The organism is Blastochloris viridis, assembly GCF_001402875.1.
GTDB lineage: Bacteria > Pseudomonadota > Alphaproteobacteria > Rhizobiales > Xanthobacteraceae > Blastochloris > Blastochloris viridis.
In genome coordinates this window covers 3,509,719-3,533,078 of the sequence record NZ_CP012946.1, presented here as the reverse complement: position 1 = coordinate 3,533,078, position 23,360 = coordinate 3,509,719, and the positions used below count along the sequence as shown (strand labels likewise).

Annotated in this window: 22 protein-coding genes and 1 tRNA gene; 16 read left to right on the top strand and 7 right to left on the bottom strand. The window is 68.6% G+C overall.

Translation table 11 applies throughout. From position 1 onward, the window contains the following. Window positions 1-291: 291 nt before the first annotated feature. Window positions 292-759 carry a Fur family transcriptional regulator Irr gene (gene irr, locus BVIR_RS15320; protein ID WP_145912080.1) on the top strand — a complete coding sequence of 156 codons (468 nt, stop codon included), beginning with the start codon at window positions 292-294 and terminating at the stop codon, window positions 757-759. Window positions 760-909: 150 nt separating this feature from the next. On the opposite strand, the gene BVIR_RS15315 is transcribed toward irr, so the two are convergent. Then, window positions 910-1,452 (bottom strand): SH3 domain-containing protein, encoded by a 543-nt coding sequence (locus BVIR_RS15315; protein WP_171841646.1) that lies wholly within the window; start codon window positions 1,450-1,452, stop codon window positions 910-912. A gap of 187 nt (window positions 1,453-1,639) precedes the next feature. On the opposite strand from BVIR_RS15315, the gene BVIR_RS15310 reads away from it, so the two are divergent. The 6 genes from BVIR_RS15310 (at window position 1,640) to BVIR_RS15285 (ending at window position 6,798) form a co-directional block, all read left to right on the top strand. After that, window positions 1,640-2,638, top strand: coding sequence for a 2-hydroxyacid dehydrogenase (locus BVIR_RS15310; protein ID WP_055038416.1), 999 nt, complete (start codon window positions 1,640-1,642; stop codon window positions 2,636-2,638). Next, the gene (locus BVIR_RS15305) at window positions 2,635-3,096 is read left to right on the top strand and encodes a cupin domain-containing protein (RefSeq protein ID WP_055038415.1); all 462 of its coding nucleotides are present in this window, start codon (window positions 2,635-2,637) and stop codon (window positions 3,094-3,096) included. Before BVIR_RS15310 ends, BVIR_RS15305 begins: the two co-directional genes overlap by 4 nt. 134 nt (window positions 3,097-3,230) lie before the next feature. Further along, complete coding sequence (locus tag BVIR_RS15300) at window positions 3,231-3,440, top strand: DUF3126 family protein (protein WP_055038414.1); 210 nt, start codon at window positions 3,231-3,233, stop codon at window positions 3,438-3,440. Window positions 3,441-3,836: 396 nt separating this feature from the next. Beyond that, window positions 3,837-3,912: transfer RNA gene (locus BVIR_RS15295), tRNA-Lys, on the top strand. A 403-nt stretch (window positions 3,913-4,315) separates the two neighbouring features. Next, on the top strand, window positions 4,316-5,800 hold the full coding sequence (locus BVIR_RS15290; protein ID WP_236823625.1) for an oligosaccharide flippase family protein: 1,485 nt from the start codon (window positions 4,316-4,318) through the stop codon (window positions 5,798-5,800). Beyond that, window positions 5,797-6,798 carry an NAD-dependent epimerase/dehydratase family protein gene (locus BVIR_RS15285; protein WP_055038413.1) on the top strand — a complete coding sequence of 334 codons (1,002 nt, stop codon included), beginning with the start codon at window positions 5,797-5,799 and terminating at the stop codon, window positions 6,796-6,798. The genes BVIR_RS15290 and BVIR_RS15285 overlap by 4 nt, the downstream gene beginning before the upstream one ends. Before the next feature lie 207 nt (window positions 6,799-7,005). On the opposite strand, the gene BVIR_RS15280 is transcribed toward BVIR_RS15285, so the two are convergent. Further along, window positions 7,006-7,239, bottom strand: coding sequence for a hypothetical protein (locus BVIR_RS15280; protein ID WP_055038412.1), 234 nt, complete (start codon window positions 7,237-7,239; stop codon window positions 7,006-7,008). Window positions 7,240-7,476: 237 nt separating this feature from the next. Further along, window positions 7,477-8,286 (bottom strand): HesA/MoeB/ThiF family protein, encoded by an 810-nt coding sequence (locus BVIR_RS15275; RefSeq protein WP_055038411.1) that lies wholly within the window; start codon window positions 8,284-8,286, stop codon window positions 7,477-7,479. 91 nt (window positions 8,287-8,377) lie between these two features. Here BVIR_RS15275 and BVIR_RS15270 point away from each other — a divergent pair, with 91 nt between their 5' ends. The 4 genes from BVIR_RS15270 to BVIR_RS16995 all read left to right on the top strand — a co-directional run bounded on the left by BVIR_RS15270 (window position 8,378) and on the right by BVIR_RS16995 (window position 10,818). Beyond that, on the top strand, window positions 8,378-9,229 hold the full coding sequence (locus BVIR_RS15270) for a hypothetical protein (RefSeq protein ID WP_145911933.1): 852 nt from the start codon (window positions 8,378-8,380) through the stop codon (window positions 9,227-9,229). 96 nt (window positions 9,230-9,325) lie between these two features. Then, entirely contained in the window at window positions 9,326-9,982 is a 657-nt protein-coding gene (locus tag BVIR_RS15265) for an MBL fold metallo-hydrolase (protein WP_055038952.1), read from the top strand. Between the two features lie 40 nt (window positions 9,983-10,022). Continuing rightward, window positions 10,023-10,442, top strand: a complete 420-nt coding sequence (gene arfB, locus BVIR_RS15260; protein WP_055038409.1) for an alternative ribosome rescue aminoacyl-tRNA hydrolase ArfB — start codon at window positions 10,023-10,025, stop codon at window positions 10,440-10,442. Window positions 10,443-10,641: 199 nt separating this feature from the next. After that, window positions 10,642-10,818 carry a hypothetical protein gene (locus tag BVIR_RS16995; protein ID WP_156331047.1) on the top strand — a complete coding sequence of 59 codons (177 nt, stop codon included), beginning with the start codon at window positions 10,642-10,644 and terminating at the stop codon, window positions 10,816-10,818. A gap of 32 nt (window positions 10,819-10,850) precedes the next feature. On the opposite strand, the gene BVIR_RS15255 is transcribed toward BVIR_RS16995, so the two are convergent. Further along, the gene (locus BVIR_RS15255; RefSeq protein ID WP_145911934.1) at window positions 10,851-11,912 is read right to left on the bottom strand and encodes an AraC family transcriptional regulator; all 1,062 of its coding nucleotides are present in this window, start codon (window positions 11,910-11,912) and stop codon (window positions 10,851-10,853) included. Window positions 11,913-12,151: 239 nt separating this feature from the next. Between BVIR_RS15255 and BVIR_RS15250 the strand changes: the two genes are divergently transcribed. Genes BVIR_RS15250 through BVIR_RS15230 form a run of 5 tightly spaced genes read left to right on the top strand, consistent with a single transcriptional unit; the run spans window position 12,152 to window position 18,395 of the window. After that, window positions 12,152-14,461: a TonB-dependent siderophore receptor gene (locus BVIR_RS15250; RefSeq protein ID WP_082417232.1), complete on the top strand. Its 2,310-nt coding sequence runs from the start codon at window positions 12,152-12,154 to the stop codon at window positions 14,459-14,461. Window positions 14,462-14,511: 50 nt separating this feature from the next. Beyond that, window positions 14,512-15,420: an alpha/beta hydrolase gene (locus tag BVIR_RS15245; protein ID WP_055038406.1), complete on the top strand. Its 909-nt coding sequence runs from the start codon at window positions 14,512-14,514 to the stop codon at window positions 15,418-15,420. Window position 15,421: 1 nt separating this feature from the next. After that, entirely contained in the window at window positions 15,422-16,537 is a 1,116-nt protein-coding gene (locus tag BVIR_RS15240; RefSeq protein ID WP_055038405.1) for an ABC transporter substrate-binding protein, read from the top strand. After that, the gene (locus BVIR_RS15235) at window positions 16,534-17,601 is read left to right on the top strand and encodes a FecCD family ABC transporter permease (RefSeq protein WP_055038404.1); all 1,068 of its coding nucleotides are present in this window, start codon (window positions 16,534-16,536) and stop codon (window positions 17,599-17,601) included. The genes BVIR_RS15240 and BVIR_RS15235 overlap by 4 nt, the downstream gene beginning before the upstream one ends. Beyond that, complete coding sequence (locus tag BVIR_RS15230; RefSeq protein WP_055038403.1) at window positions 17,598-18,395, top strand: ABC transporter ATP-binding protein; 798 nt, start codon at window positions 17,598-17,600, stop codon at window positions 18,393-18,395. Before BVIR_RS15235 ends, BVIR_RS15230 begins: the two co-directional genes overlap by 4 nt. A 332-nt stretch (window positions 18,396-18,727) precedes the next feature. Here the strand turns inward: BVIR_RS15230 and BVIR_RS15225 are convergent, their stop codons facing one another. The 3 genes from BVIR_RS15225 to BVIR_RS15215 form a co-directional block, all read right to left on the bottom strand. Further along, window positions 18,728-18,919 (bottom strand): hypothetical protein, encoded by a 192-nt coding sequence (locus BVIR_RS15225; RefSeq protein WP_055038402.1) that lies wholly within the window; start codon window positions 18,917-18,919, stop codon window positions 18,728-18,730. Between the two features lie 582 nt (window positions 18,920-19,501). Then, window positions 19,502-21,088 carry an alpha/beta hydrolase-fold protein gene (locus BVIR_RS15220; RefSeq protein ID WP_145911935.1) on the bottom strand — a complete coding sequence of 529 codons (1,587 nt, stop codon included), beginning with the start codon at window positions 21,086-21,088 and terminating at the stop codon, window positions 19,502-19,504. Window positions 21,089-21,099: 11 nt separating this feature from the next. After that, window positions 21,100-23,307, bottom strand: coding sequence for a TonB-dependent siderophore receptor (locus BVIR_RS15215; protein ID WP_055038400.1), 2,208 nt, complete (start codon window positions 23,305-23,307; stop codon window positions 21,100-21,102). Window positions 23,308-23,360 lie beyond the last annotated feature (53 nt).

The following is a 23,360-nucleotide window of genomic DNA, read 5'->3' as shown; positions in this document are numbered from 1 at the left end:
ATGACGCGGACATTACCGCTCTTCGATGGCATCCTACGCTGTCCGGCCCCCGCGTTCAGCCGTTAAGGTGCGCGGGCGGATGGCGAAAGGACGTCAAACGGGATGCGGGGAACGAAAGACAAGCTCGGCCCAGCAGGTTTCAAGGGGCTTGAATCACCTGCGGGCGCGCCGAATCCACCAGTGGACGGGGGATGGGCGGAGCGCCTGCTTGGACCAATGGACGACCGACCCAAGATGAACGAGCTGCCTCGCTTCAATCGCTCAATCGACGCGACGCCGACCGGTGCCGAGATGCTGCCGGTGGCGCGGCTGCGCGATCCGTCGCTGCATCACGCGCGAACCGGCTGTCCGTTCCACGACGTTCGCCAGATGCTGAAGGAAGCCGGCCTGCGGCCGACCCGCCAGCGGCTGGCGCTGGGCTGGCTGCTGTTCGCCAAGGGCGACCGCCACATTTCGGCGGAGATCCTGCACGAGGAGGCCCAGCGCGCCCGCTTCCCGGTGTCGCTCGCCACCGTCTACAACACGCTGCACCAGTTCACCGAAGTCGGCCTGCTCCGCGAGCTGGCGCTCGACGGCTCCCGCGCCTTCTTCGACACCAACGTCCACGACCACCACCACTTCTTTCTTGAGGGGGAGAACGAGCTGCTCGACATCCCCCTGTCGGCGGTGAACATGGACAAGACGCCCGAGCCGCCGCCGGGCTACGAGGTGGCGCGGGTCGACGTGGTGGTGCGGGTCCGGCGCAAGAGCACCAGCTGACCGCCACCGTTGGCGACATCGCCGACCGGCAGACGTGCTTTTTCGCGCCCGCGCGGCCAGCCTTACGCCAGGGTTCCGGGTGCTTCGGTGTGCGGCTATCGTCGCGCGGCAACGCAGATGCCGCGGCCAGGCGACGGTGCGGACCTTCGATCAGTCGATCACTTCGTTGGGGTAGACGCCCCACAGCCGGTCCTGCTGGATCCAGCCGTCGAACCCCTCGCCGGCAAGGCGGCACCAGCCGGCGCGGCAGGCGCGCACGAGACCGAGCACGCCCGGCTGCAGGTGGGCGGTGACGCCGGCCTCGGCCGAACGGTCGGCGCGCAGCGCGAGGGAGATGTCCTTCGACCACGGCGCGATCACCGCGGTACGCCGGCCCGACAGCAGCGAGTGGTAGACCCAGCCCTCCTGGCCGTCGACGTCGCGGATCCGCCGCCAGGTCTCGAACTCGGCGGTGATCTCGACCGGCAGGCTGGGCTTGGTGAACACCCAGACCACCTCGTGCTCGCGGGAGGGGCCGCCGCGCACGTTGACGCGGTCCGCCTTCAGGCTGACGAAGCGCGGGATCGGCAGGCCGGAATAGGTGCCGCGGTTGATCTCCTCGGCCGGGCGCGCCGGTGGCGAGGCTTTGGTCGCGACCATTCCGGCCGCGGCAACGGCCACAGCCCCGATCAGCACCACTCCGACCCAACGCATCAATGGACGATCCCTACCGCGTGCAGAGCGTCGGTATTCGCTCCACTTTCGATCGATGCATGCCGGTCCTCGGCCCCGCCTGCCTTGAGTTTCCGAACCCGTCTGGTAGAGAGGAATCCCCGTCCGCCGATGACGACAGTCGGCTCGGCCGGTTAAAATTGTATTTATCGGGTTTCGGGGTCCCCACATGCCGGCCAAGACAAAGCCCCTGGTCATCGTCACGCGCGCGCTGCCCGCGGCGGTCGAGACGCGCCTGCGCGAATTGTTCGACGCCCGCCTCAACGACGACGACCATCCGATGTCGCAGGCCGAGCTGGCCGCGGCGGTGGCGAGCGCCGACGTGCTGGTGCCCACGGTGACCGACCGGATCGACACCGCCGTGCTGTCGCACGCCGGGCCGAACCTGAAGCTGATCGCCAGCTTCGGCACCGGCGTCGACCACATCGACGTGCAGGTGGCGATGTCGCGCGGCATCACCGTGACCAACACCCCCGGCGTCCTCACCGACGACACCGCCGACATGACCATGGCGCTGATCCTCGCGGTGCCGCGCCGCTTGGTCGAAGGGCTGGAGGTGCTGCAGCACGGCGAATGGCCGGGCTGGGCGCCGACCTGGATGCTCGGGCGGCGCATCGCCGGCAAGCGGCTCGGCATCGTCGGCATGGGCCGGATCGGCTCGGCGGTGGCGCGCCGCGCCCGCGCCTTCGGCATGCAGATCCACTACCACAACCGCCGCCGGCTGCCGGCGGTGGTCGAGCAATCACTGGAGGCGACCTACTGGGAAAGCCTCGACCAGATGCTGGCGCGGGTCGACATCGTCTCGGTCAACTGCCCGCATACCCCGGCGACCTACCACCTGCTGTCGGCGCGGCGGCTGAAGCTGCTGAAGAAGGACGCCTACATCGTCAACACCGCCCGCGGCGGGGTGGTCGACGAGGCGGCGCTGATCCGCATGGTCGAGGCCGGCGAACTCGCTGGCGCCGGGCTCGACGTGTTCGAGAACGAGCCGGCGCTGAACCCCAAGCTGATCAAGCTCGCCCGCGCCGGCCGCATTGTCATCCTGCCGCACATGGGCTCGGCGACGCTGGAAGGCCGCATCGACATGGGCGAGAAGGTCATCGTCAACATCAAGACCTTCATCGACGGCCACCGGCCGCCCGACCGCGTGCTGCTCAGCATGCTATGAAGAAGACGCTGGCCGACATCGCGCCGCGCACCGCGACGCTCTATCCGCCACCTCTCGACGCCATCACCGCCGGCCGCACCAAATACGCCCTCGGCAACGCCTTCGGGCTCGACCAGTTCGGCGTCAACCTCACCGAGCTTGCCCCCGGCGCCGCCTCCGCGCTCCGGCATTGGCACGCGGCCGAGGACGAGTTCGTGTTCGTGCTGGCCGGCGAGATCACGCTGGTCGACGACGCCGGGGCGCAGGTGCTGCAGGCGGGCGAGTTCGTCGGCTTCAAGGCCGGGGTGGCGAACGCCCACCACTTCGTCAACCGCACCGCCGCGACGGCGCGCTATCTCGAGGTCGGCACGCGGGCGCCGCACAGCGACACCGTCCACTATCCCGACCACGACCTGCTCGCCGCGCCCGGCCCCGACGGTCGGCGCCGGCTTCTCCACAATGACGGCACGCCATACTGAGCGCGGCGGCGATTTGATGCGCGCGCGTTAACGTCCTGTCACCAGTTTCAGGGTCCAGATGGCGCCGCGCGGCGCTTGCTCCGCCGTGCCCGGCGGCCTAGGGTCCGCCACCCCATCACGATCAGGAGCGCGGCGTGGACGCAAAAGAAATTTCCAAGCTCGACCGCTATTTGAAGCGCCTTTTCAACAATGCCGGCGTCAAGGTACGTGCGCGACCCCAGAAGAAGGACTCGGCCGAGCTCTATATCGGCGACGAATTCGTCGGCGTGCTGTTCCGCGACGATGAGGACGGCGACCTGTCCTACAATCTGCAGATTGCCATTCTTGATTCGGACCTCGATTGACCGACGGTCAGAATCGGTGGCGGCAGCCATCGACACCAACGGCCCGCCCTGGCGTCCGCGTTGCGGGTGTCAGGGCAACCTGACCCTGCCGCCCGAATTTGCGGCGCACGAATTCCGGCGACCGGAGCTTGGCGGCGATCTGGCCGGGGCTCGGCCGGTTCTGGCCGGGATCTGGCGGCCACCGCGCCGGCGTCCGGTTTCCGGCCGACCCGCGGCCTTGCGTCGCCGCCGGATCGTCAACGCCGCCGGCGTCGGGCGGCAACGCCCTGCGCCAGAATTCCGGCAGCGGTTGCCGTTGGCGGTCCACCGCTGTGGACTTTCTTCGCCAACGATCTGGACACCCACGGTTTGCTCTGTTACCTAGCCGCCCACTCGCGGGGAGCAAACTCCTCGCTGGGGCGCATAGCTCAGTTGGTAGAGCAGCTGACTCTTAATCAGCGGGTCCAAGGTTCGAGCCCTTGTGCGCCCACCATCCATTCCCTGACATTTTCCGGCAGACCTAGCGACATCGCCTTCGGGCGAGCCGTCGGCGGGATTGCAGCGGTTTGGCGGCGCGCCGGCGGATACGGTTTCCGATCCCGTCGTGACCGCGGAAACGACCTCGCCGCACCCTCCCCGATCAAAGACGATTCGCTGCCGGCACCGCGCCGCAGCCGGCGCCACGGCTGGCCGCGGCGATGGGGAAATGCCACTTTAGCGCTATCATCGCTGCGACGCCCGCCTTGGTTATGCGGGGCCGGGCGGCGGCGGCGGCGCGCGCGGTGTGGCGCACGCTGGCAAGCATAAAGGTTTCGGTGCGAGGCTGGTCCCTCGCCGGGCTTGCGTCATCGTTCCGGGCGGCGCGCCGACCGCAGATCGCGAGGGAGGAAGCCGAGGTGAGTGCGGAAACCAAGTCCGGGACCGGACCGGGCACGCGCCTGATCGGCTGGGTCGGCTGGGCCGGGCTCGACGCGCTCGGCCGGCTGGTGCTGTTGACCGGCAGCACCGTGGTGTTCTCGCGCTATCTGGCGCCGAGCGATTTCGGCATCACCGCGCTGGTGCTGACGGTGGTGGCGGTCGCCGCGGTGTTCGTCGGCATGCCGTTCGAGGAGGCGCTGGCGCAGCGCCGGGTGCTGCGCAAGGCCGCGCTCGAGGCGGCGCTGGCGGCGTCGTGGCTGGTCGGCCTGGTGTTGCTCGCGCTGTCGATTGCCGGCGGATGGCTGCTCGCGGAGGCCTATGGCGAGCCGGACATGCGGCTGCTGCTGCCGGTGGCGATGCTGACGATCTTCTTCAGCGGCCATTCCGACATCGTCACCGCGCTGGCCCGCCGCCACCGCCGCTTCAACGAGGTCGCCATCGCCACGCTGGTCGGCAACCTGATCGGCGTCGCGACGTCGATCCTGATGGTGGTGCTCGGCTTCGGCCTGTGGTCGCTGATCGCGCAGCGCGTCGTCATCGCCGCGGCGCGGGCGGTGGTGCTGCAACTGCGGCTCGGCATCGTCGTCGTACCACGATGGTCGTCGTCGCAGCTGAAAAGCCTCGGCCGCTTCGCCGGGCTGACCTTCTTCGACCGGCTGGTCGACAACGTCACCTTCCTGGTCTTCAACAACGTCGTCGGCGCCATCTACGGCGTCACCGTGCTCGGCTACGTCAACATGTCGATGCGGTTCATCGAGCCGATTCGCGGCGCCATCGCCGCGACCGGGCATAATCTAGCATTCTTCTTCTTCGCGTCCGCCCAGCGCGACATCGCCGAGCTGAAGCGCCGCGCCGAGACGGTGGTGTCCCAGGCCGCGCTGGTCAGCACCCCGGTGTTCATCGGCATGGCGGCGGTGCTGCCGGTGCTGCTGCCGATCGTCGCCGGGCCTGGCTGGGACGAGGCGGTCGACATCGCGGTGTGCCTGGCGCTCGGCAGCGCCATCGTGATCCCGGCCCGCCTGATCTACACCGCGCTGTCGGCCATCGCCCGCCCGGAATACAGCGTCGTCGCCAATGTTGCCGCGTTCGCCGCCACCGTGGCCGTCCTGGTCGGGGCGAGCGGGCTGGGGCCGATCAGTGTCGGGCTGTCGCGCATCGCCGGCGATGCGACGCAGGTGGCGGTGGCGATCGGGCTGCGGCCGCGCCACCTGGTCTGGTCGCGGACCGGGCGGCTGATGGCACTGCTGCCAGCGTGGCTGCTGGCCGGCGCAATGGGACTCGCGGTGTGGGCCGCCGCCACCGCGCTGCCGGCACTGAACGCCGCCCTCACCCTCGCTTTGCTGGTGCTGCTCGGGGTGGCGATCTATCTCCTGTTGCTCGCCGTGTTTGCACGGCCGGCACTCCGCAGCCTGATCGCGCTGGTCCGCGCCCGCCGCGCCAACCCGACCGAGGTCCGCCCATGAGGTGTTCGCCCGCTGCCGACGCCATCCTCGTCACCGGCGCTGCCGGTTTTATCGGCTCGGCGGTGGTCGCCGGCCTCGCCGCGACAGGGCGGCCGGTGCGCGCCGGCGTTCGCGGCGCGCGGATACCGCGCGTGCTGCCGCCGTCGGCAACGCCGACACCCTGCGATCTCGACGCCGCCGCCGCGGTGCGCGCCGCCGTCGCGGGCGTCGGCCTCGTCGTTCATGCCGCGGTGGGGGCGCCGGCCAAGATGGCGGCGCAGTGCGCCACCCTGCTCGACGCCATGACCGCCGCGGGCACCACCGCCCTGATCTATCTGAGCTCGGTCGCGGTCTATGGCGGCCGCACCGGCGCCATCGACGAGACCACGCCGCCGGCGCCGCTCGACGCCTACGGCGCCGCCAAGGCCGGTTGCGAGCGGCTGGTCCGCGCCTGGGCCGACGCCGAGCCGCACCGCCGGGCGCTGATCCTGCGCCCCGGCATCGTCTACGGCACCGGCAGCCGGTTCTGGATCGACAAGCTCGCCGAGCGGATCGCCGTCGGGGCGTGGGGGCGGTTCGACGCCGCGCAAGGCCGCGCCGCGCTGGTGCACGTCGACGACGTCGTGGCGCTGATCGGCGTCGCGGCGGAACGGCTGACCGCCGCCGAGACCGACCCCAGGCTGCGTTGCGCCACCCTCAACGTGGTGGGCCCGGACACGCCGCGCTGGAACGGGTATTTCGCCGCGCTGGCGGCCAGGATCGGCACGCCGGAGCTGCGCCGAATCGGCCGGGGCGAGCTTTGGCTAAGACAGGCGGGGCTGATGGCGAAGATCTGGCGCCGGCTCGGGCTGCCCGGCGGGCGACGCCTGGCGCTGGCGCCGCTGCCCGGCGAGATCGCGCTGTTCGCCCGCGATGCCAGCTATGCCACCGCGGCGGCGACCGACCTGCTCGGGTTTACCGCGACCATCGGGCTCGCCGAAGGGTTGGCGCGCACGGCGGTGCCGCATCCCGCCGGCTGAGCCGAAATCAGGCCGATCGGGCCGGCGTCGCGTCGTCCGCGGGCGGCAAAACCCCGTCCGAACAAGACCTTTTCGGCCGTGTTCGGGATCGTGATGCGATCATCCCCGCGCCGTCTCAGCCGGCCGCCGCATAACGATCCGAACCCCACGCCGCGGTCGATCGGACCGCGGGCGCCAGCGCAACGTGCGGGCGGGCGCCGCGGACGGTCAGGATACGATCCAGGAGGCATAGATCGGGTAGACGCGGCCGGTCCGGCTGTTACGGACCACGATACGGTCGCCGTAACAGTTTTCGACGACCCGGCCTTCATAGATCGGGCCGCCGGTCCGGGTTTGCCAGCGGATCGGGGTGTCGGGCGGATAGTCAGCCTCCAGCACCGTCGACAATTGGCGATTGGCCGCCCAAACCGCCTGGAACGCATCCTTCACCCGACTGCTCATCGCCCCCATTCCCCAGCAAGGTCGCCGCTCGATCCGTTGGTCGTGGCAACGCAGAAAAGGTTCGGTAACCACGCAGACTTTTTTTGCGGATCCGCTTTTGCGTCGCATTAGCCGAACAGAGGCATTCGATTTGCGGGAAAAGTCGATCTAAACCGGAAACACAAAGCGTAAAATGCGACCCATCCACCGCCGGTCGTCACCGCGGTGCAATCACGACGCGATCAACCGCAAGCTGGATCAGGCCGGTCCGCCGCCCGGCGCGGTGACGGCGCGGCCGGTCAGCGGATTGTCGGGGTCCCAGCGATACGACAGCGTCTCGAACCGCATCGCCCGGCTGTCGATCATCAACAGCCGGCCGACCAGCGGCGTGCCGAACCCGACCACGGCGCGGATGACCTCCAGCGCCATCAGGCTGCCGGCGACGCCGGCCAGCGCGCCGAGCACCCCGGCCTCGGCGCAGCTCGGCACCGCGCCGGGCGGCGGCGGCTCCGGAAACAGGCAGCGATAGGTCGGGTTGGGCTCGCCGTCCGGCCCGGTCTCGAACGGCCTCAGCGTGGTGATGGTGGCATCGAACGCGCCGAGGGCGGCGGTGACCAGCGGCCGCTGCTCCAGGCAGCAGGCGTCCGACACCGCATAGCGGGTGGTGAAGTTGTCCGAGCCGTCGGCGACCACGTCCCAGCCGCGCACGAGATCGCGCGCATTGGCCGGCGTCAGCCGTACCGCGTTCGCGGTTACCGCAACATGCGGGTTGAGCCGGGCGATGGCGGCGGCGGCGCTGGCGGTCTTGGCGCGCCCGACGTCCGCGGTGGCGTGCAGCACCTGACGCTGCAGGTTGGACAGCGCGACGGTGTCGTCGTCGAGGATGCCGAGCGCGCCGACGCCCGCCGCCGCAAGATAGAGCAGCAGCGGCGAGCCGAGGCCGCCGGCGCCGACCACCAGCACGCGCGCCCGCTTGAGCGCCTGTTGCCCAGGCCCGCCCACCTCGCGCAGCACGATATGACGGGCGTAACGCTCAACTTCGTCGGCGGACAGCGGCGATGTGACCATGGTGGACGGTGATAGCGCGGCCGGCCGCGGTAACCAATTGGTAAGACGTAATTAGTTACCTGAAGGTGAATTCTCCCTCTGGACAAATGCCATGACCAAACGGCGCGGGATGTACAAAGAGTACATCCAGATCCTGCCGACGGCCGAAGCCGGGGCGGCGTTCCCCCTGGTCGCCTGCACCGAAGACTCGGCGGCAAGCCCGGCCGACCCGGCGGAGGCCGACGACGCCCCGTACGCCGAACCCGCCATCGCGGCGGCAGCCCCGGCCCAGGCGGCGCTTCACCCCGCCGCCGCGGTCCAAGCGCCCGACCTCGCCGTCGCGCCCGCCGCCACCCAAGCGCCCGCCGACGGCCGCATCGCCCTGATCGCCGCCACGCTGGCGCTGGCGGTGTCGACCGGCGCGCTGGCCTGGACCCTGACCCATGAGCCCCAGCTCCGCGAGCCGCGCCAGACCGACCAGGTCGCCGCGCTGGCGGCCGAGGTCGCCGCGCTCAAGGACCGCCTTGCCGCCGTCGATGCCCAGACCCGCGCCACCGGCGCCCGCCTCGCTCCGTTCGCCGACCGTCTCGACCGCAGCGAGCGCACCCAGGCGGACGCCGACGCCCGGCTGGCCGAGCTCGAAGCCGGCCTCGATGCCCGCGTGAAGACCGCGGCCGAGGCCGCCGTCGCCGCCGCCATGCCGGCGCTGTCCGACATCACCGCCGCGATCCCGGCGCGCGCCGCGGCCGAGCCGGCCAAGCCGGCGACCGGGAAAGCCGACATCGCCCGCGGCTGGGTGCTGCGCCAGGTTGCCCACGGCGTCGCGCTGGTGGAGAGCCGCCGCGGCGTGTTCGAGGTCGCGGTGGGCACGCCCTTGCCCGGCCTCGGCCGGGTCGAGGCGATCGAGAGCCGCGGCGGCCGGCCGGTGGTCGTCACCTCGCGCGGCATGATCGTGGAGCGGTAGGACACCGCGCGAAACCGCCGACGGATTTACCTCTTGACCGCGAACCGGCCGGACTGCGACACGGACGCACTCCGTCCGCGCCAGAAAGGCGGCCCGATGACACGCTCCGACACGAAGCCCGCGCTCAAGGTCGCGGTGGTTCCGGTCACTGCATTCCAGCAGAACTGCTCGATCGTGATGTGCACGGCCACCGGCCGTGCCGCGGTGGTCGATCCCGGCGGCGACCTCGATGCCATTGCCGAGGCGCTGGCGGAACTCAAGGTCACGGTCGAGCGCATCGTGCTCACCCATGGCCATATCGACCACGCCGGCGGCGCCGCCGAGCTGGCGGAGGCGCTCGGGGTGCCGGTCGAGGGACCGCACCAGGACGACCAGTTTCTGCTCGACGGCATCGCCACCCAGGCCAGCCTGTTCGGCCTCACCGGCGCCCGGCCGGTGACGCCCGACCGCTGGCTGAGCGAGGGCGACCGCGTCACCGTTGGCGAGCTGGCGTTCGACGTGCTGCACATTCCCGGGCACAGCCCCGGTTCGGTCGCGCTGATCGACGCCGAGGACCGCTTCGCACTGGTCGGCGACATCCTGTTCCGCGGCTCGGTCGGCCGCACCGATTTCCCTTACGGCGACCACGCGGCGCTGATCAGCGGGATCAAGACCAAGCTGTTCGCGCTCGGTGACGATCTGGTGTGCCTGCCCGGCCATGGCCCGGCGACCACCATCGGCGAGGAGCGCGCGAGCAACCCGTTCCTCGGCTGAAACCGCCGCGGGCGGTTTTGCGGTTTGCAACGGAGCTGGGATGATCCGCGTCACCGCCAGCCTTGAACTCGACCCACGCGAGATCGAAGAGAGCTTCGTGCGCGCGGCCGGGCCGGGTGGTCAGAACGTCAACAAGGTCGCGACCGCGGTCGAGCTGCGGTTCGACGCGCTGCGCTCGCCCTCGTTGCCGGCGCCGGTGATCACCCGCCTGCTCAAGCTCGCCGGGCGGCGCGCCACCAAGGACGGCGTGGTGGTGCTGACCGCCCAGCGGTTCCGCACCCAGGACGCCAACCGCACCGACGCGCTCGAGCGCCTGCTCGACCTGATCCGCCGTGCCACGGTGGAGCCCAAGCGCCGGCGGCCGACCCGGCCGAGCGCGGGCGCGGTCAAGCGGCGGCTGGAGACCAAGGCGAAATCGGGCACGACCAAGCGGCTCCGTCGCCGGCCGGAACCGGACTGAAACGCCGCCGGGCCGGGCGCTTGTCGGCCGAAATGATCCGAAATCCGGCTGATTGGGACCGATCGACATTCGTTGGAGCGTGAGGGTTGCTGTGACCGCGGGAGCGGCGAGATGGCTCCGGAAATCTGGACAGGTCTGCGGAGCGGCGTTCCGCCTGTGAACAGCCAAGCTGGCTTGGCGAAACCAACGCAGACTCGGGATGTCTGCGACGATCAATCTCGCCAGCGCCGGCAGCGATCTCGTCGGCTATCTTGAAGATTGGATCAGCCGTGGCCGCATCGTGACTGTGATGCGCGAGGCCGGTTTCACCCAGGTTGAGAAGCGCCCCGTCGCGACGCCGTTCGGGCCGATGGTGAGGGAGATCGGGTGCCGTTGACGGTCTCTTCCGCGATGAACACGAAGCGGTGGCTACACGCGGGCGCGGAAATTCCGAGGCGGGACACCGAAGGCCCGCTTGAACGCCGTCGCGAAATTGGCCGGGCTCGCGTAACCAGCCAGGAACGCCACCTCGTTCACCGAAAGGCCGTCCCGCTCCAGCGCCTCGCGCGCCCGCCTGAGCTTGCGACTGCGCACGTAGTCGACCACCGTCGTTCCTTGGGCAGCGCGGAAAACACGCTGCAGCGAACTGACACTCATGCCAGCGTGGCGGGCGAGCGCGGCAAGCGTCACCGCATCGTCCAAGTGTGCCTCGATGAAGTCGCGCACCGCGCGCACGCGCTGAAGGTCGCGTGGCCGTAACGGTGTGTCTGTCTCCTGATCCGATTGAGCGACGACCTGCAACGCCTCGGTGATGAGATCGATGGCCCGGCTCTCGCAATAGAGCTTGCGCAGCATCGGTGCGAATGCTGGCGGGGCCAGCATTTGTTCGGCGAGCGAAAGCAGTCGCGGGGACGAGCGCCAGCGCACCGCGGCGAGATGGGTGCGGCTGAAGGCGTGGGCGTGGCGATGATCGGCGACCGCGTCCAGTCCGCTTTCCTCCAGCCAGTGCGGCAGCACCGTGATGTTGACCTTGCGGACGTGAGTGCCGCGCATCGACTGGCGCCTGAACGTTTCACGCTGGGCGCGTGAGATCATGACCGCCTCAATCGCTCCGTGATCGCCAGTGGTGCGACCCATCTGGAAAGCCCGGTCGCCCTGCCAAATCGTTACGCCCCCATCAAGAAATAGCGACAGCGTCAGGCCCGCCTCCTGCACCGAGCAAGTTTCGAGATCGTACAGATCGGTGGTGTCGGCGGTGTGCAGGATCAGCCCGGAGCGCAACCGCTCGCGCCGAAACTCACCGCGCAGCAACACCGCATGATCGTCGAGAGACGGCGCGACAACACGGAACTCATGGCCGGCCGCGAACGCCTTCAAATCGCCGTGCCGCACCACGTGCGCCGGCAGACGTCTGCTCGTCATGAGCGTGCCGTTCGAATGAACATAAATGTAGAAGTAAGGGGTAGGTCGACACTCGTCAATATCCGCCACGTATACGTTTATTGTAATTACTCAAATGTACGGCCGAATTTTTCAGATGTTTTGAAGCGCTCTAAATTTGATCGGATCGAATTGAGGTCCACAGGAACTCCGTTATCGTTATTTGATGATCCCGCAAACACATTACATGCTACAGCAAATGGTCTTTCCCGGCATCGCTCGGTTATTCCTTCCCACCGCCGTGGGGCCGACGACCCCATGACGGGTTGGGGCGTCGATGGGGACAGAGGATGCGCGTGGAGGCCGACTTCAACAAGTCCGTACGGTTTGCCGCGGTTTTGCTAGCAGGAACGATGCTGTCCGGCGTCGTGATCGCAACCGCACGGGCCCAGAGCACCGAGCTTGCCCCCATCACCGTCGAGGGTCAGCGCGGCGACGAGGACGCCGGCAATGATGGTGGTGCGGCAAATGGCGGGGGCGCTGGCACCGGTGCGCGCGGCCCGGCCAACGGCATCGTGGCCGAGCGAAGCATCAGCGGCACCAAGACCGACGCCGCGCTGATCGAGACGCCGCAGTCGATCACCGTGGTGACCCGCCAGCAGATGGAGGCCCAGGGGGCCAAGAGCGTGGCCGAGGCGCTCCGCTACGAACCGGGCGTCGTCTCGGAGACCCGGGTCGGCGACCGCTTCGACAACGTCTTCATCCGCGGCTTCGGCGGCTTCGGGGCCAACGCGAACTATCTCCACTTTTGGGACGGGTTGCGGCTGCCGCGCGGCGTTTCCTACGCCATGCCCTCGATCGATCCCTATCTGCTCGAGCGCGTGGAGGTGCTGCGCGGTCCGGCCTCGGTGCTGTACGGGCAGAACAATCTCGGCGGCATGGTCAACCTGATCAGCAAGCGGCCGACCGAGGTGCCATTCCGGGAAATAATGGTCGGGATCGGCGATCCCAAGCTTCTCCAGTTCGGCTTCGACGTCGGCGGCCCGGTCGATTCCGACGGCAAGTTGCTCTATCGCATTATCGGCCTTGGCCGGAACGCCGATACCGACGTGAACTATACCGAGAGCGAGCGTCGTCTGATCGCGCCGTCGTTCACGTGGCGGCCCAACGCGGACACCACGCTGACCCTCTACGCCAGCTACGACCACGACCCGAATAGCTTCCAGCAGAACTGGCTGCCGGCGCTCGGGACCCTGCAGGCCAACCCCAACGGACAGATCCCGCGCAGCTTCTTCTCGGGCAACCCGTTCTACAACGGGCACGACCGTGAGCAGTCGGCGATCGGCTACGAGTTCGAGCACAGTTTCAACGACGTCTGGACCGTGCGTCAGAATCTTCGCTACATTCACGTCGACTCGGACTTCAAGGCGCTGCCGGCGACCGGCTTTGCGACCGGCAGCACCTGTGGGGCGGGAACGACGGCCAATCTCTGTCTCGCCCGCACCAGCACCCACTACATCGAGTCGTTCGACGCTGCGGCGGTCGACACCCACGCCCAGGCCAAGTTCGACACCGGTCCGCTACGCCACACCGTGCTGGCCGGCCTCGACTACCAATGGTCCTCGGCGGATGCGGTCTATGGCACCGGCGCAGCGACCTATATCAACTATCTGAATCCGGTCTACACCCCGATCGTTGAGCCTGCGCTCACCAGCCGGACCGACCAGAGCCGCACTCAGCTCGGGCTCTACACCCAGGATCAGATGCGTCTTGAAAACTGGGCGTTTCTGCTCGGCGTGCGGCACGACTGGGCCAAGGCCGACTCGCAGGTCACCGGCGCGGTGAGCAACCACGCCGAGCCCTCCGACCAGGCGACCACCTGGCGCGCCGGCGCGACCTATCTATTCGAGAACGGCCTTGCGCCCTATGCGAGCTACTCGACCTCGTTCGAGCCGACGCTCGGGACCGACTACACCGGCTCGCCGTTCGTGCCCACCACGGGCGAACAGTACGAGATCGGCCTCAAGTACGAGCCGCACTGGTTCCCCGGCATGGTGATGGTGTCGTTGTTCGACATCACCCAGCAGAACGTGCTCACCTCTGATTCCTCGCACAGGAGTTCAATCTATCCGCTCTGCTCCGCTGCCGGCATCTACTGTCAGATGCAGCTCGGCGAGGTCAATTCGCGCGGCGTCGAGGTTAGCACCAAGATGACGCCGCTTCAGGGCCTCGACGTCATCGCCGCCTATTCGTACACCGACATCCGTGTCGCCAAGAGTCCGGTGGTGACCAGCGGCATCCCGATCGAGGGCAAGGTGCCGATCGGCGTTCCCGACCATACCGCCTCGCTGTGGGTCGACTACACGCTGCAGGCCGGGCCGATGCGCGGTCTCGGCTTCGGCGGCGGCGTGCGCTATGTCGGCCAGTCCTACGGCGACGCCATCAACAGCGACGCCATGGTGGTGCCCGCCTACACGCTGTTCGATCTCGGAGTTCACTACGACTTCGCCGAGATGTCCCCGGACCTCAAGGGCTGGAAGGCCGCGGTCAACATCGCCAACGTGGCCGACAAGCAATATGTCTCGGCCTGCGCGTCAGCGACACAGTGCTTCTATGGCAGCGGCCGCGTCGTCATGGGCAAGCTGACTTATCGCTGGTGAAACGGATGGAACCGTTGCTCCAACTTCGATCGTCGCAAAGCAGCGTGGCCATGACTCAACGTGTCCCGTTCGCGGCTTGCCGCCGCGTCGATCTGCCCGGCACGTGGCTGCGGCCGATGCGATCGCGCCAGGGGCGCGACTACCGCGTCTTCGTCGCGGTGCCGGCGGTGCCGCCGCCGGCCGCCGGCTATCCGGCGATCGTGATGCTCGACGCCAACGCCGCCTTCGCCACTCTGGCGGAGGCGGTGCGGCTGCGCTCCCTTCGCCCCGGCGTGAGCGGTGTCGCGCCCGCGGTGGTGATCGGCATCGGCTACCCCACCGACGAGCCGTTCGACATGGCGGGACGGACGCTCGACTACACACCGCCGGGCAAGGTGGCGCGGATGCCGCCGCGGCCGGACGGCACCGCCTGGCCGCCGACCGGCGGCGCCGACACGTTCCTGGATTTCGTCGCCGACGAGGTGTTGCCGGCGATCGGCCGCGAGCTGCCGCTCGATCCGGCCCGGCGGGCGCTGTTCGGCCACTCGTTCGGCGGCCTGTGCACGTTGTATGCCCTGTTCACCCGCCCGGCCCTGTTTCGGACCTACGCGGCGGCGAGCCCGTCGATCTGGTTCAACGACGGCGCCGTGCTGGCGTACGCGCAGGGCTTCGCGGCGGCCGCAACGCCGCTCGACATCGACCTGCTGATCACCATCGGCGGCTGTGAGCAGGAGCCGACGACGGTCGAGATCGCCGGCGCTGACTTGGCCGGGCGAACCGCCTGGAAACGTGGCAACCGGATGGTCGGCAACGCCCGCGAACTCGCTGCTCGGCTGACGCCGCTCGCCGCCCGCGGCCTTCGCACCCATTTCGTCGAATTCCCCGACGAGGACCACGTCTCGGTGCTGCCGGCCGCGATCTCGCGCGCCGTCACGCTGGCGCTGGGCCGGCCGTTGCGGGACGAGCGAGGACCGCGCTGACATGAGCATCGACCGCCGCGCCTTCGTCGCCTCCGCTCTCGCGGCCTGTGCCTGCGGGCCGTGCGTCCGCGCCGTTGCGGCCGACATGATCACGGTGACCGACGTTGCCGGGCGCACCGTGGCCGTGCCGCGCCCGGTCCGCCGGATCGTGCTTGGAGAGGGCCGTCATCTCCTCGCCATGGCGCTGGTGCATCCCGACCCGGTGTCGCTGCTCGCCGGCTGGCCGGCCGATCTGAAGCGCCAGGACACGGTGACCTACGGCCTTTATCGCGACAAATTCCCGGCCATCGACGCGGTTCCGATCATCGGCCACGGCACGGCCGAGAGCTTCTCGGTCGAACAGGCGCTCGCCAGCGAGCCCGACCTCGCCATCTTCAGCGGCGGCTACGGCCCGTCGGCGCGGTCGCAGGAGACCATCGACCGGTTCGAGGCGGCCGGCGTCCCGGTGGTGTTCCTCGATTTCATGACTGATCCGCTCAAGAACACGCTGCCGAGCATGGCCCTGCTCGGCCGGCTGCTCGGCCGCGAGGCGCAGGCCGATGCCTATGTGGCGTTCTGCCGGAGCCGCCTGGAGCGGGTGCGCACCCGCCTCGCGGAGGCGACGCCGCCGATTCCGACCGTGCTGATGCACGCCCACGCTGGCTTTCAGGACTGCTGCAATTCGCCAGGCCGCGCCACCCTGGGCGCGTTCATCGCCGCTGCCGGCGGCCACAATATCGCGGCCGACGTGCTGAAGCAGCCGATCGGTCCGGTCAGTCTCGAATACGTGCTGGAGCGCGATCCCGAGGTCTATGTCGCGACCGGCGGCACCCACCTGGCGGGCACCGGTGGGCTGGTGATCGGCCCGGGCGTCGACGCCGCGCAGACGCGGGCGCTGCTCGCCGCGCTGGCGCGGCGCCCCGGCATCGCCGAGATCAACGCTGTGAAGCATGGCCGCGTCCATGGCCTGTGGCACCTGCTCGGCAACATGGCGCTGAACACCCTGGCCGTGGAGGTGCTGGCCAAGTGGTTCCATCCAACGCTGTTCGGCGACGTCGATCCCGATGCCAGCCTGCGCGAGATCAACACGCGGTTCCTGCCGGTGCCGTTCCTTGGCACCTTCTGGGCAAGCGCATGACCATGGCGGGCACCGGCGAGCTCTCGGCGGTCGCCGCGTCGGCGCTTGCCGGGCACCGGCAGCGCGTACGTCGGCGCGTGCTGGTGCTGGCGGCGCTCGCGGCCGCGGCGCTCGCCGCCTTTGCGCTCGATCTCGTCACCGGGCCGTCGGCGCTCGCGCCCGCCCAGGTGCTGCACGGCCTGATGTTCCCCGACGAGCTCGCCCGCACGGCCCGCGTCATCGTGTTCGAGGTGCGGCTGCCCCAGGCGGTGATGGCGCTGCTGGTCGGCGCGGCACTTGCACTCGCCGGCGCCGAGATGCAGACCGTGCTGAACAATCCGATGGCCAGCCCGTTCACGCTCGGCATGTCGGCGGCCGCGACCTTCGGGGCGGCGCTCGCCATCGTGCTCGGCCTCGGTTTGCCCGGCGTGCCGGCGACCTGGACGGTGCCGCTCAACGCGTTCGTCTGTGCGCTGGGCTCGGCGCTGCTGCTCCAGGTGCTCGGACGTCTGCGCCGCAGCGGCGACACGCTGGTGCTGTTCGGCATCGCCCTGTTCTTCACCTTCAACGCCCTGGTGGCGCTCACCCAGTTCGTCGCCAGCGAGCAGGCGCTGCAGCAGCTCGTGTTCTGGACCATGGGCAGCCTGTCCCGCGCGACGTCCGAGAAGGTCATGATCCTGGCCGGCGTGCTGGCGATGGTCGCACCGTTCTCGCTCGCCGCGGCGTGGCCCCTCACCGCGCTCCGCCTCGGTCCCGAGCGCGCCAAGAGCCTCGGCATCAATGTCGCCCGGCTGCGGCTGCTCTCGCTGGTTCGCCTCAGCCTGCTCACCGGCGCTGCGGTCGCCTATGTCGGCGTCATCGCCTTCGTCGGGCTGGTCGGCCCGCACATCGCCCGCCTGTTGATCGGCGAGGACCACCGCTTCTTCCTGCCGGCCAGTGCGCTTGCCGGCGCGGTGCTGATGTCGCTTGCCTCCTGTGCCAGCAAGACCGCGGTGTCCGGCATCGTGCTGCCGATCGGCCTGATCACCTCGCTGATCGGGGTGCCGATCTTCCTCACCCTCGTGCTGACCCGCCGAGGTGGATGATGCGAAACGGCACGCTCATCGTCGCGGATTTGTCGGCCGGCTATCCGCGCCGGCCGGTGATCGAGAACCTCACCCTGCCGGCGATTGCGGCCGGCACCGTCACGGCGCTGATCGGCCCCAATGCGGCCGGCAAGTCGACGCTCCTGGCCGCGCTCGCCGGCCTGGTGCGGGCGCACGGCACGGTGCGGCTCGATGGCGAGGACCTGATGCGGCTGCCGCTCGCGGCGCGTGCCGCGCTCGTCGGCTTCATGCCGCAAGCGCTGCCCCAAGGAGTGGCGCTGAGCGTGCTCGAATCGGTTGTCGCCGCCTTCGAGGCGTCCCCGCCCGAGGGACTTGCCGGCGACCCGGCCCGCCGGGCGCTCGCGGTGCTCGATCGGCTCGGCATCGCCGACTTGGCGCTCGAAATGCTCGACCGCCTGTCGGGCGGCCAACGCCAGATGGTGAGCCTCGCCCAGGCACTGGTGCGCGAGCCGCAACTGCTCCTGCTCGACGAGCCGACCAGCGCACTCGACCTGCGCCACCAGGTCACCGTGATGGCGGCGGTGCGGGCGCTGGCCAGCGAGGGCCGCAGCGTGATCGTCGTGCTGCACGACCTCAATCTGGCGGCGCGCTGGGCCGACCGGGTGGTGGTGCTCGACCACGGCCGAGTCGCTGCGGTCGGCACCCCTGTCGAGGCACTGACCCCGGAGATTCTCGCGGCGGTATGGGGCGTGGCGGCCCGCGTTACGCCGTCACCTGATGGCGCCCCTCACGTGGTCGTTGAAGGCGCCCTGCGCCGCCCGACGCCGGGCTGAAAGCCATGCCGGAATCTGATGATGGGCGATCGGGCTCCCGCTGTTGGATGGCGCGGCAACAACGGATCAAGACCACGCGTGCCGTAGCGGCATATGAACCGGCGCATCAAAGCTGAACAAAGGCCGCCCCGCTGATTTGAACAGCGTGGTGTGACCCGCCAAGTGGGCTTGCGCCTTGGTCACGCCGGCGCGAGAAGCGGCGGGTGGTGAGATGGCCTGATCCGGCGTCCGCCGGCCAAGGCCCGCGTGGGGACGCGTCGCGTTGTACCAAGCCGGCTAGCGGCCGGCCGAAGTGAACAGCGTCCGGCAAACCCGGGGCGGTTCGCGTGCGGTCACCCCATGAAAAACAGCGCGACCACCCAGACGAACAGCAACATGCCGGGGACGGCGAGGGCCGAAGCGAGCAACCACACCCTGATGGCCGCGGCCTGCCCGCGTTCCTTGTAGATATTCTTAAGCGTGCTGGGAATCACCAGCAAAGGCAAAACAAAACCCAAGGCCACACCTACAAGCAACCAAATCATGCCCTGCCCCTCACCCCATAAACGTTGCCGTCAATGACGGGCCAAAGAGCGCCGAAACTGCGCGCGCGTCAAGAGACCGCGCATAACGGTAACTCGGCGTCCGGCGATGACCCCCTGAGGCCGCAGGTTAAGATTTGAGTTCTGGCGGGGCTGGGTGATGACGGCGGCCGTATCGGGGCGGGTAACCAGCCTGCCCAATCCTTCCAAAGGGAGCGTGATACCCACGGCGGCGGCAGCCGACCGTTGGCTCCGATGGCAGATTTTCGTGAAACCATTGATTTCAAGGACGAAAATCTGCCAACTTCAACGGACCCAGGCGTCAGCATCCGGGGTCGTTGGAATGACACGCGATGAGCAAGACGACCACCGTCGTCCGGCTGCGTCAGCCCAACGAGATCGACGATCTCCTGACCGGCGTGCTGGGCGCGGGTGTCGTCGTCGGGCATCCGCGCGCCTGACCGCGGAGCGGGAGCACGAATAGGAGTGCTGGTGCCGGCGGGATCTGGCAGCGCGCCGGCACCAGCACGTCCCGGCGGACGGCGCGTCCCCGCAGGCGCGGCCGGCGGGACCTGGCGGAGACCCTCAAAGGCGCGGCACCAGGGCGAGGAGGGCGTCGGCCAGGGCGCCGCGCCAGACGAGATAATCGTGCCCTCCGGCATATTCGCGGTAACTCACATCATAGTCCTTCGCCCGCAGCACATCACGCAAGTGGCGCGAGGTGTCGAGTATTCCGGCTGTGCCCGTATGGCCCGCCTCGAACATGCCGGCCGTGAGGTGGAACCTCACGGCCTTGCGTGGGCTGCGCGCCACGAGGTCCGCCACGTGCTCCGGCGCATCGGCGGGGGCATCGTCGGGATGCCACCAGAAGGAGCCCGACAGCGCGATAGCATTGCCGAAACGGTCGGGATGCCGAAGCGCGATGGTCGCGGCGGCAAGCCCGCCGAAGCTGGAGCCCGCGAGGATGGTGCGCGAAGCCGGGATACGGGTGCCGGTCTTCTCGCCGACGAGGGGCAGGACCTGCTCCGCCATGAAATCCGCGAAAGCAGGATTGCCCGGCAGTTCGTGGGCGCGCGTCCGCGGATCGACCTCGGATATGAAGGCCGCAATCATGGGCGGCAGCCGCCGGTTCGCGATCAGGTTGTCGAGGATGGTGGGGGTGGGCACCTTGGTGAGATAGGCACGGGCGTCAAAAACCAGCAGAAGCACGTTGCGCTGGTCGGCGGGATCGAACCCGGCCGGGGTGTAGAGGGTAATGGTGCGGGCGTTGCCGAGGCGGGCGCTGCGGAGGCGGAATTCCGCCAGGGTGCCCTTGGGCGCGCCGCGGTCGTCGAGGCCCGGCTGCGCCGGCGCACGGGGCAGTTCCAGCGTCGACTCCTGGTTGAAGGGGTCCGGGGCGAGGGTGGGCCAGGGCGCAGGGTTGAGTGGATCGGCCTGAGCCGTCGCAAGGATCGCCATTCGCTGCTCGCGGGGTGTCCCGGGCAGGTCCGGCACGTCGGGGGCGAGCTTGTAGGAGAGGCGCGTGTCCTCAGGGACGAGGAAGCTCCTGAACCAGGTGTCGCTCTCGCCCAGCCGGTCCATCCACTCATGGTCACCCGAGGGTGCACCGAGCAGGCGCACGTTGCGCCGCGCACCGCGGGCGACGAAGGTGACCACGGCCATGCCGGGCGGTCCAGGCTCGACGAGGGGCGTTCCCTGCCGTGCCCGCTCCTGCCAGAAGGCGTCGGTGCTGCCGCCTGCGGCGACATGCGTGGCGAGGGCGGCGATGGCGGGGCTCACAAACTGGGCTGTCGGCGCCTTCTGCGCGGCGGGTGCGACCTTGGCGGCGACGGAGAGTGTCGCGCCGCCGCCGCCCGTGCGCGCGGTGACGACGAGGCGGACCGGGGCCTCGGCCACGATGAACTGGAAGCCACCCGGCGCGTCGAGGTCGCTCGCGAGGCGCCGCACATGGTGGCCGCCGGGTCCGACGAGGTCCAGGTCGAAGCGCCCGGCCGTCACGGCAATCTCACCGCGGACATAGTCCCCGGTCGCCGCCGCGAGATCGAAGGCCGCGCGCGCTCCGGCTGCGAGCCCGTCAACCGGCTCCGCCACGCCCGCGTCGAGGCGCAGCGAGGCAGGCGGCGCCGCGTGTGCCGGGGCAGTCACCAGCACCGCGGCGAGGAGAAGCGCCACGACGGGCGGTCTCACCACGTATATTTCAGCGACGCGGTCACGGACCGGCCCTCCCCATAGAAGCAAGCATAGGCGTTCTGGCAAGACGCGACATAGGTGAGATCGCCGATATTCTTGGCGTTCAGCTGTAGCGCAGCCCCCTTGAGGCGGCTGTCCAGCGCGCCGAGATCGTATTTCAACATGGCGTCGAAGAGAGTATAGGACGAGACCTCGAACGTATTGGCATTGTTGCCCCAGCTCTCTCCAATATATCGTACGCCGCCGCCGAGGGTGAGGCCCCTGAATCGGCCCTCATCGATGAAATACGTCGCCCAGAGGGACGCCATGTTCTGGGGAATGCGCGCAGGCGTCTTTCCCAGCTCTTCAGTGACGCCGGTCTCGGTGATCGTCGAGTCGATGTATGAATAGCTCGCGATGACAGAAATGTTCTTGTTGATCTCGGAGCGGGCGGAGAACTCAAAGCCGCTATTATGGACCTCGCCGATCTGCGCATAGACGTAGGCGCCGATGTTGGGATCGTAGACTCTCTGCACCACGCCCTGCTGCCAGATGTCGTAGAAGGCGGCGGTGAGCAGGGTTCGGGTGCCTTCCGGGGCATATTTCACGCCCACCTCGAACTGCTCGGCGGTGGTGGGCGTGAACGGGGCCTCGCCCGCCGGCGGGGCATAGATGGCCGGCTCGAACGAGGTCGAGTAGCTGGCATAGGGCGCGATGCCGTTGGCGAACGTGTACAGCGCGCCGACGCGATAGGTGAAGGCGGAATCTTTGTAGCCGAGGGAACTCGGCGTCACGTATTCGGTGATGGAGGTGTCCGCCCAGTCCTGTCGGATGCCACCGGTGAGGTGGAGGTCACCGATCTTCACCTGGTCCTGGAGATAGGCACCAAGTTGGCTCGCATCGAGTTTCTGTTCCGAGCTGGGGTCGAGCACCACCCCGGCGAAATTATAGCCGTAAATGGGGTTGGTGAGGCTGATGGTGGGCACGTTTGAATCGTAGCCCCAATTGTAGTCGCGAGCCCGATGGCGATAGTCGAGGCCGGTGAGAATGGTGTGCTCTACCGGGCCGGTGGCGAGCTTCAACTCGACCTGGTTGTCGTTGGTGAAGGTGCCCCAGGTATCGGCGCCGCCCGAGGCGGTGCGGTGCACGACGGTGTTGGCGCCGGTATCGGGGTCAGCGCTGGTCCAGCCCCACACCAGAGTCTTCTGTTCATAGTCCACCCAGAAGTAGCGCAGCTTCTGGCGCACGGTCAGGGCGTCGTTCGCCTTGTGCTCGAATTCGTAGCCGATCCAGGCCTGCGTGCGCTCCTCGGTCTCAAAGTTCGGGTCCGAAACGAAGAAGGTGCGCGGGACGTATCCGTATCCGGCGATGGGCGAAACCGTCCCGGCGGCATCCAGGAAGTTGCGGAAGCCGAAGTCCGGCTCGTATTCGAAACCGGACAGGATCGTGAAGGTGGTGTTGTCGTTCGGCCTCCAGGTGAATGAGGGAGCGACGGCAAAACCCTGCTGCTTGGTGAAGTCTTCCTGCAGATTGGTGGAAAGCCCCGTGCCGACGATGCGGAACGCCATGGTGTCGCTGCCGACGATGCGGTCGGCATAGTCGAACGAGCCCTGGAACAGGTTGTTGCTGCCGATGGTGAACTCCACCTCGCGCAGGGGCGTGAAGGTGGGCTTCTTGCTCACCATGTTGATGATGCCGCCCGGGTTGACCTGGCCGTAAAGCACGGAAGAGGGTCCGGCGAGCAGCTCCACCCGTTCCAGGAGATAGGGGTAGATCTTGGAATAGTCGGCGTCGCCCCCCACCAGCATGCCGTCGAGATAGCGCGGGATATAGGAGAAGCCGCGCACGAACACCTCGTCGCGCACGTTCGAGGCGCCGCGATACTCCGAAAACACGCCGGGCGTGTAGCGCAGCGCCTCGGCGACGGATTCGACCTGCTGGTCCTCCATCTGCTGTCGCGGCACCACGGAAATGGATTGCGGCGTCTCGGCAATGGGCGTGTCGGTCTTGGTGCCGGCCTGGCTCTGACGTGCCACGTAGCCTTGGACGGGGCCGTCGCCGCGCTCCTGCGTCCCTTCGACAGTCACGCTTTCCAGCAATACGCCGTCGGTCGACGCCTCTTGGCCCAGCGCGGTGTCCACGGCGAGCAGACTGACTGCGCCAAGCAGTCCCGCGTGAAGCGCGGAGCTGAAGCGCAATGAGGAGAGAGACTGAAACGCCATGGACGATGCCCCTGAAATGTGTCGCGCACGCCTCATCGGGCGAGAAACCTTGA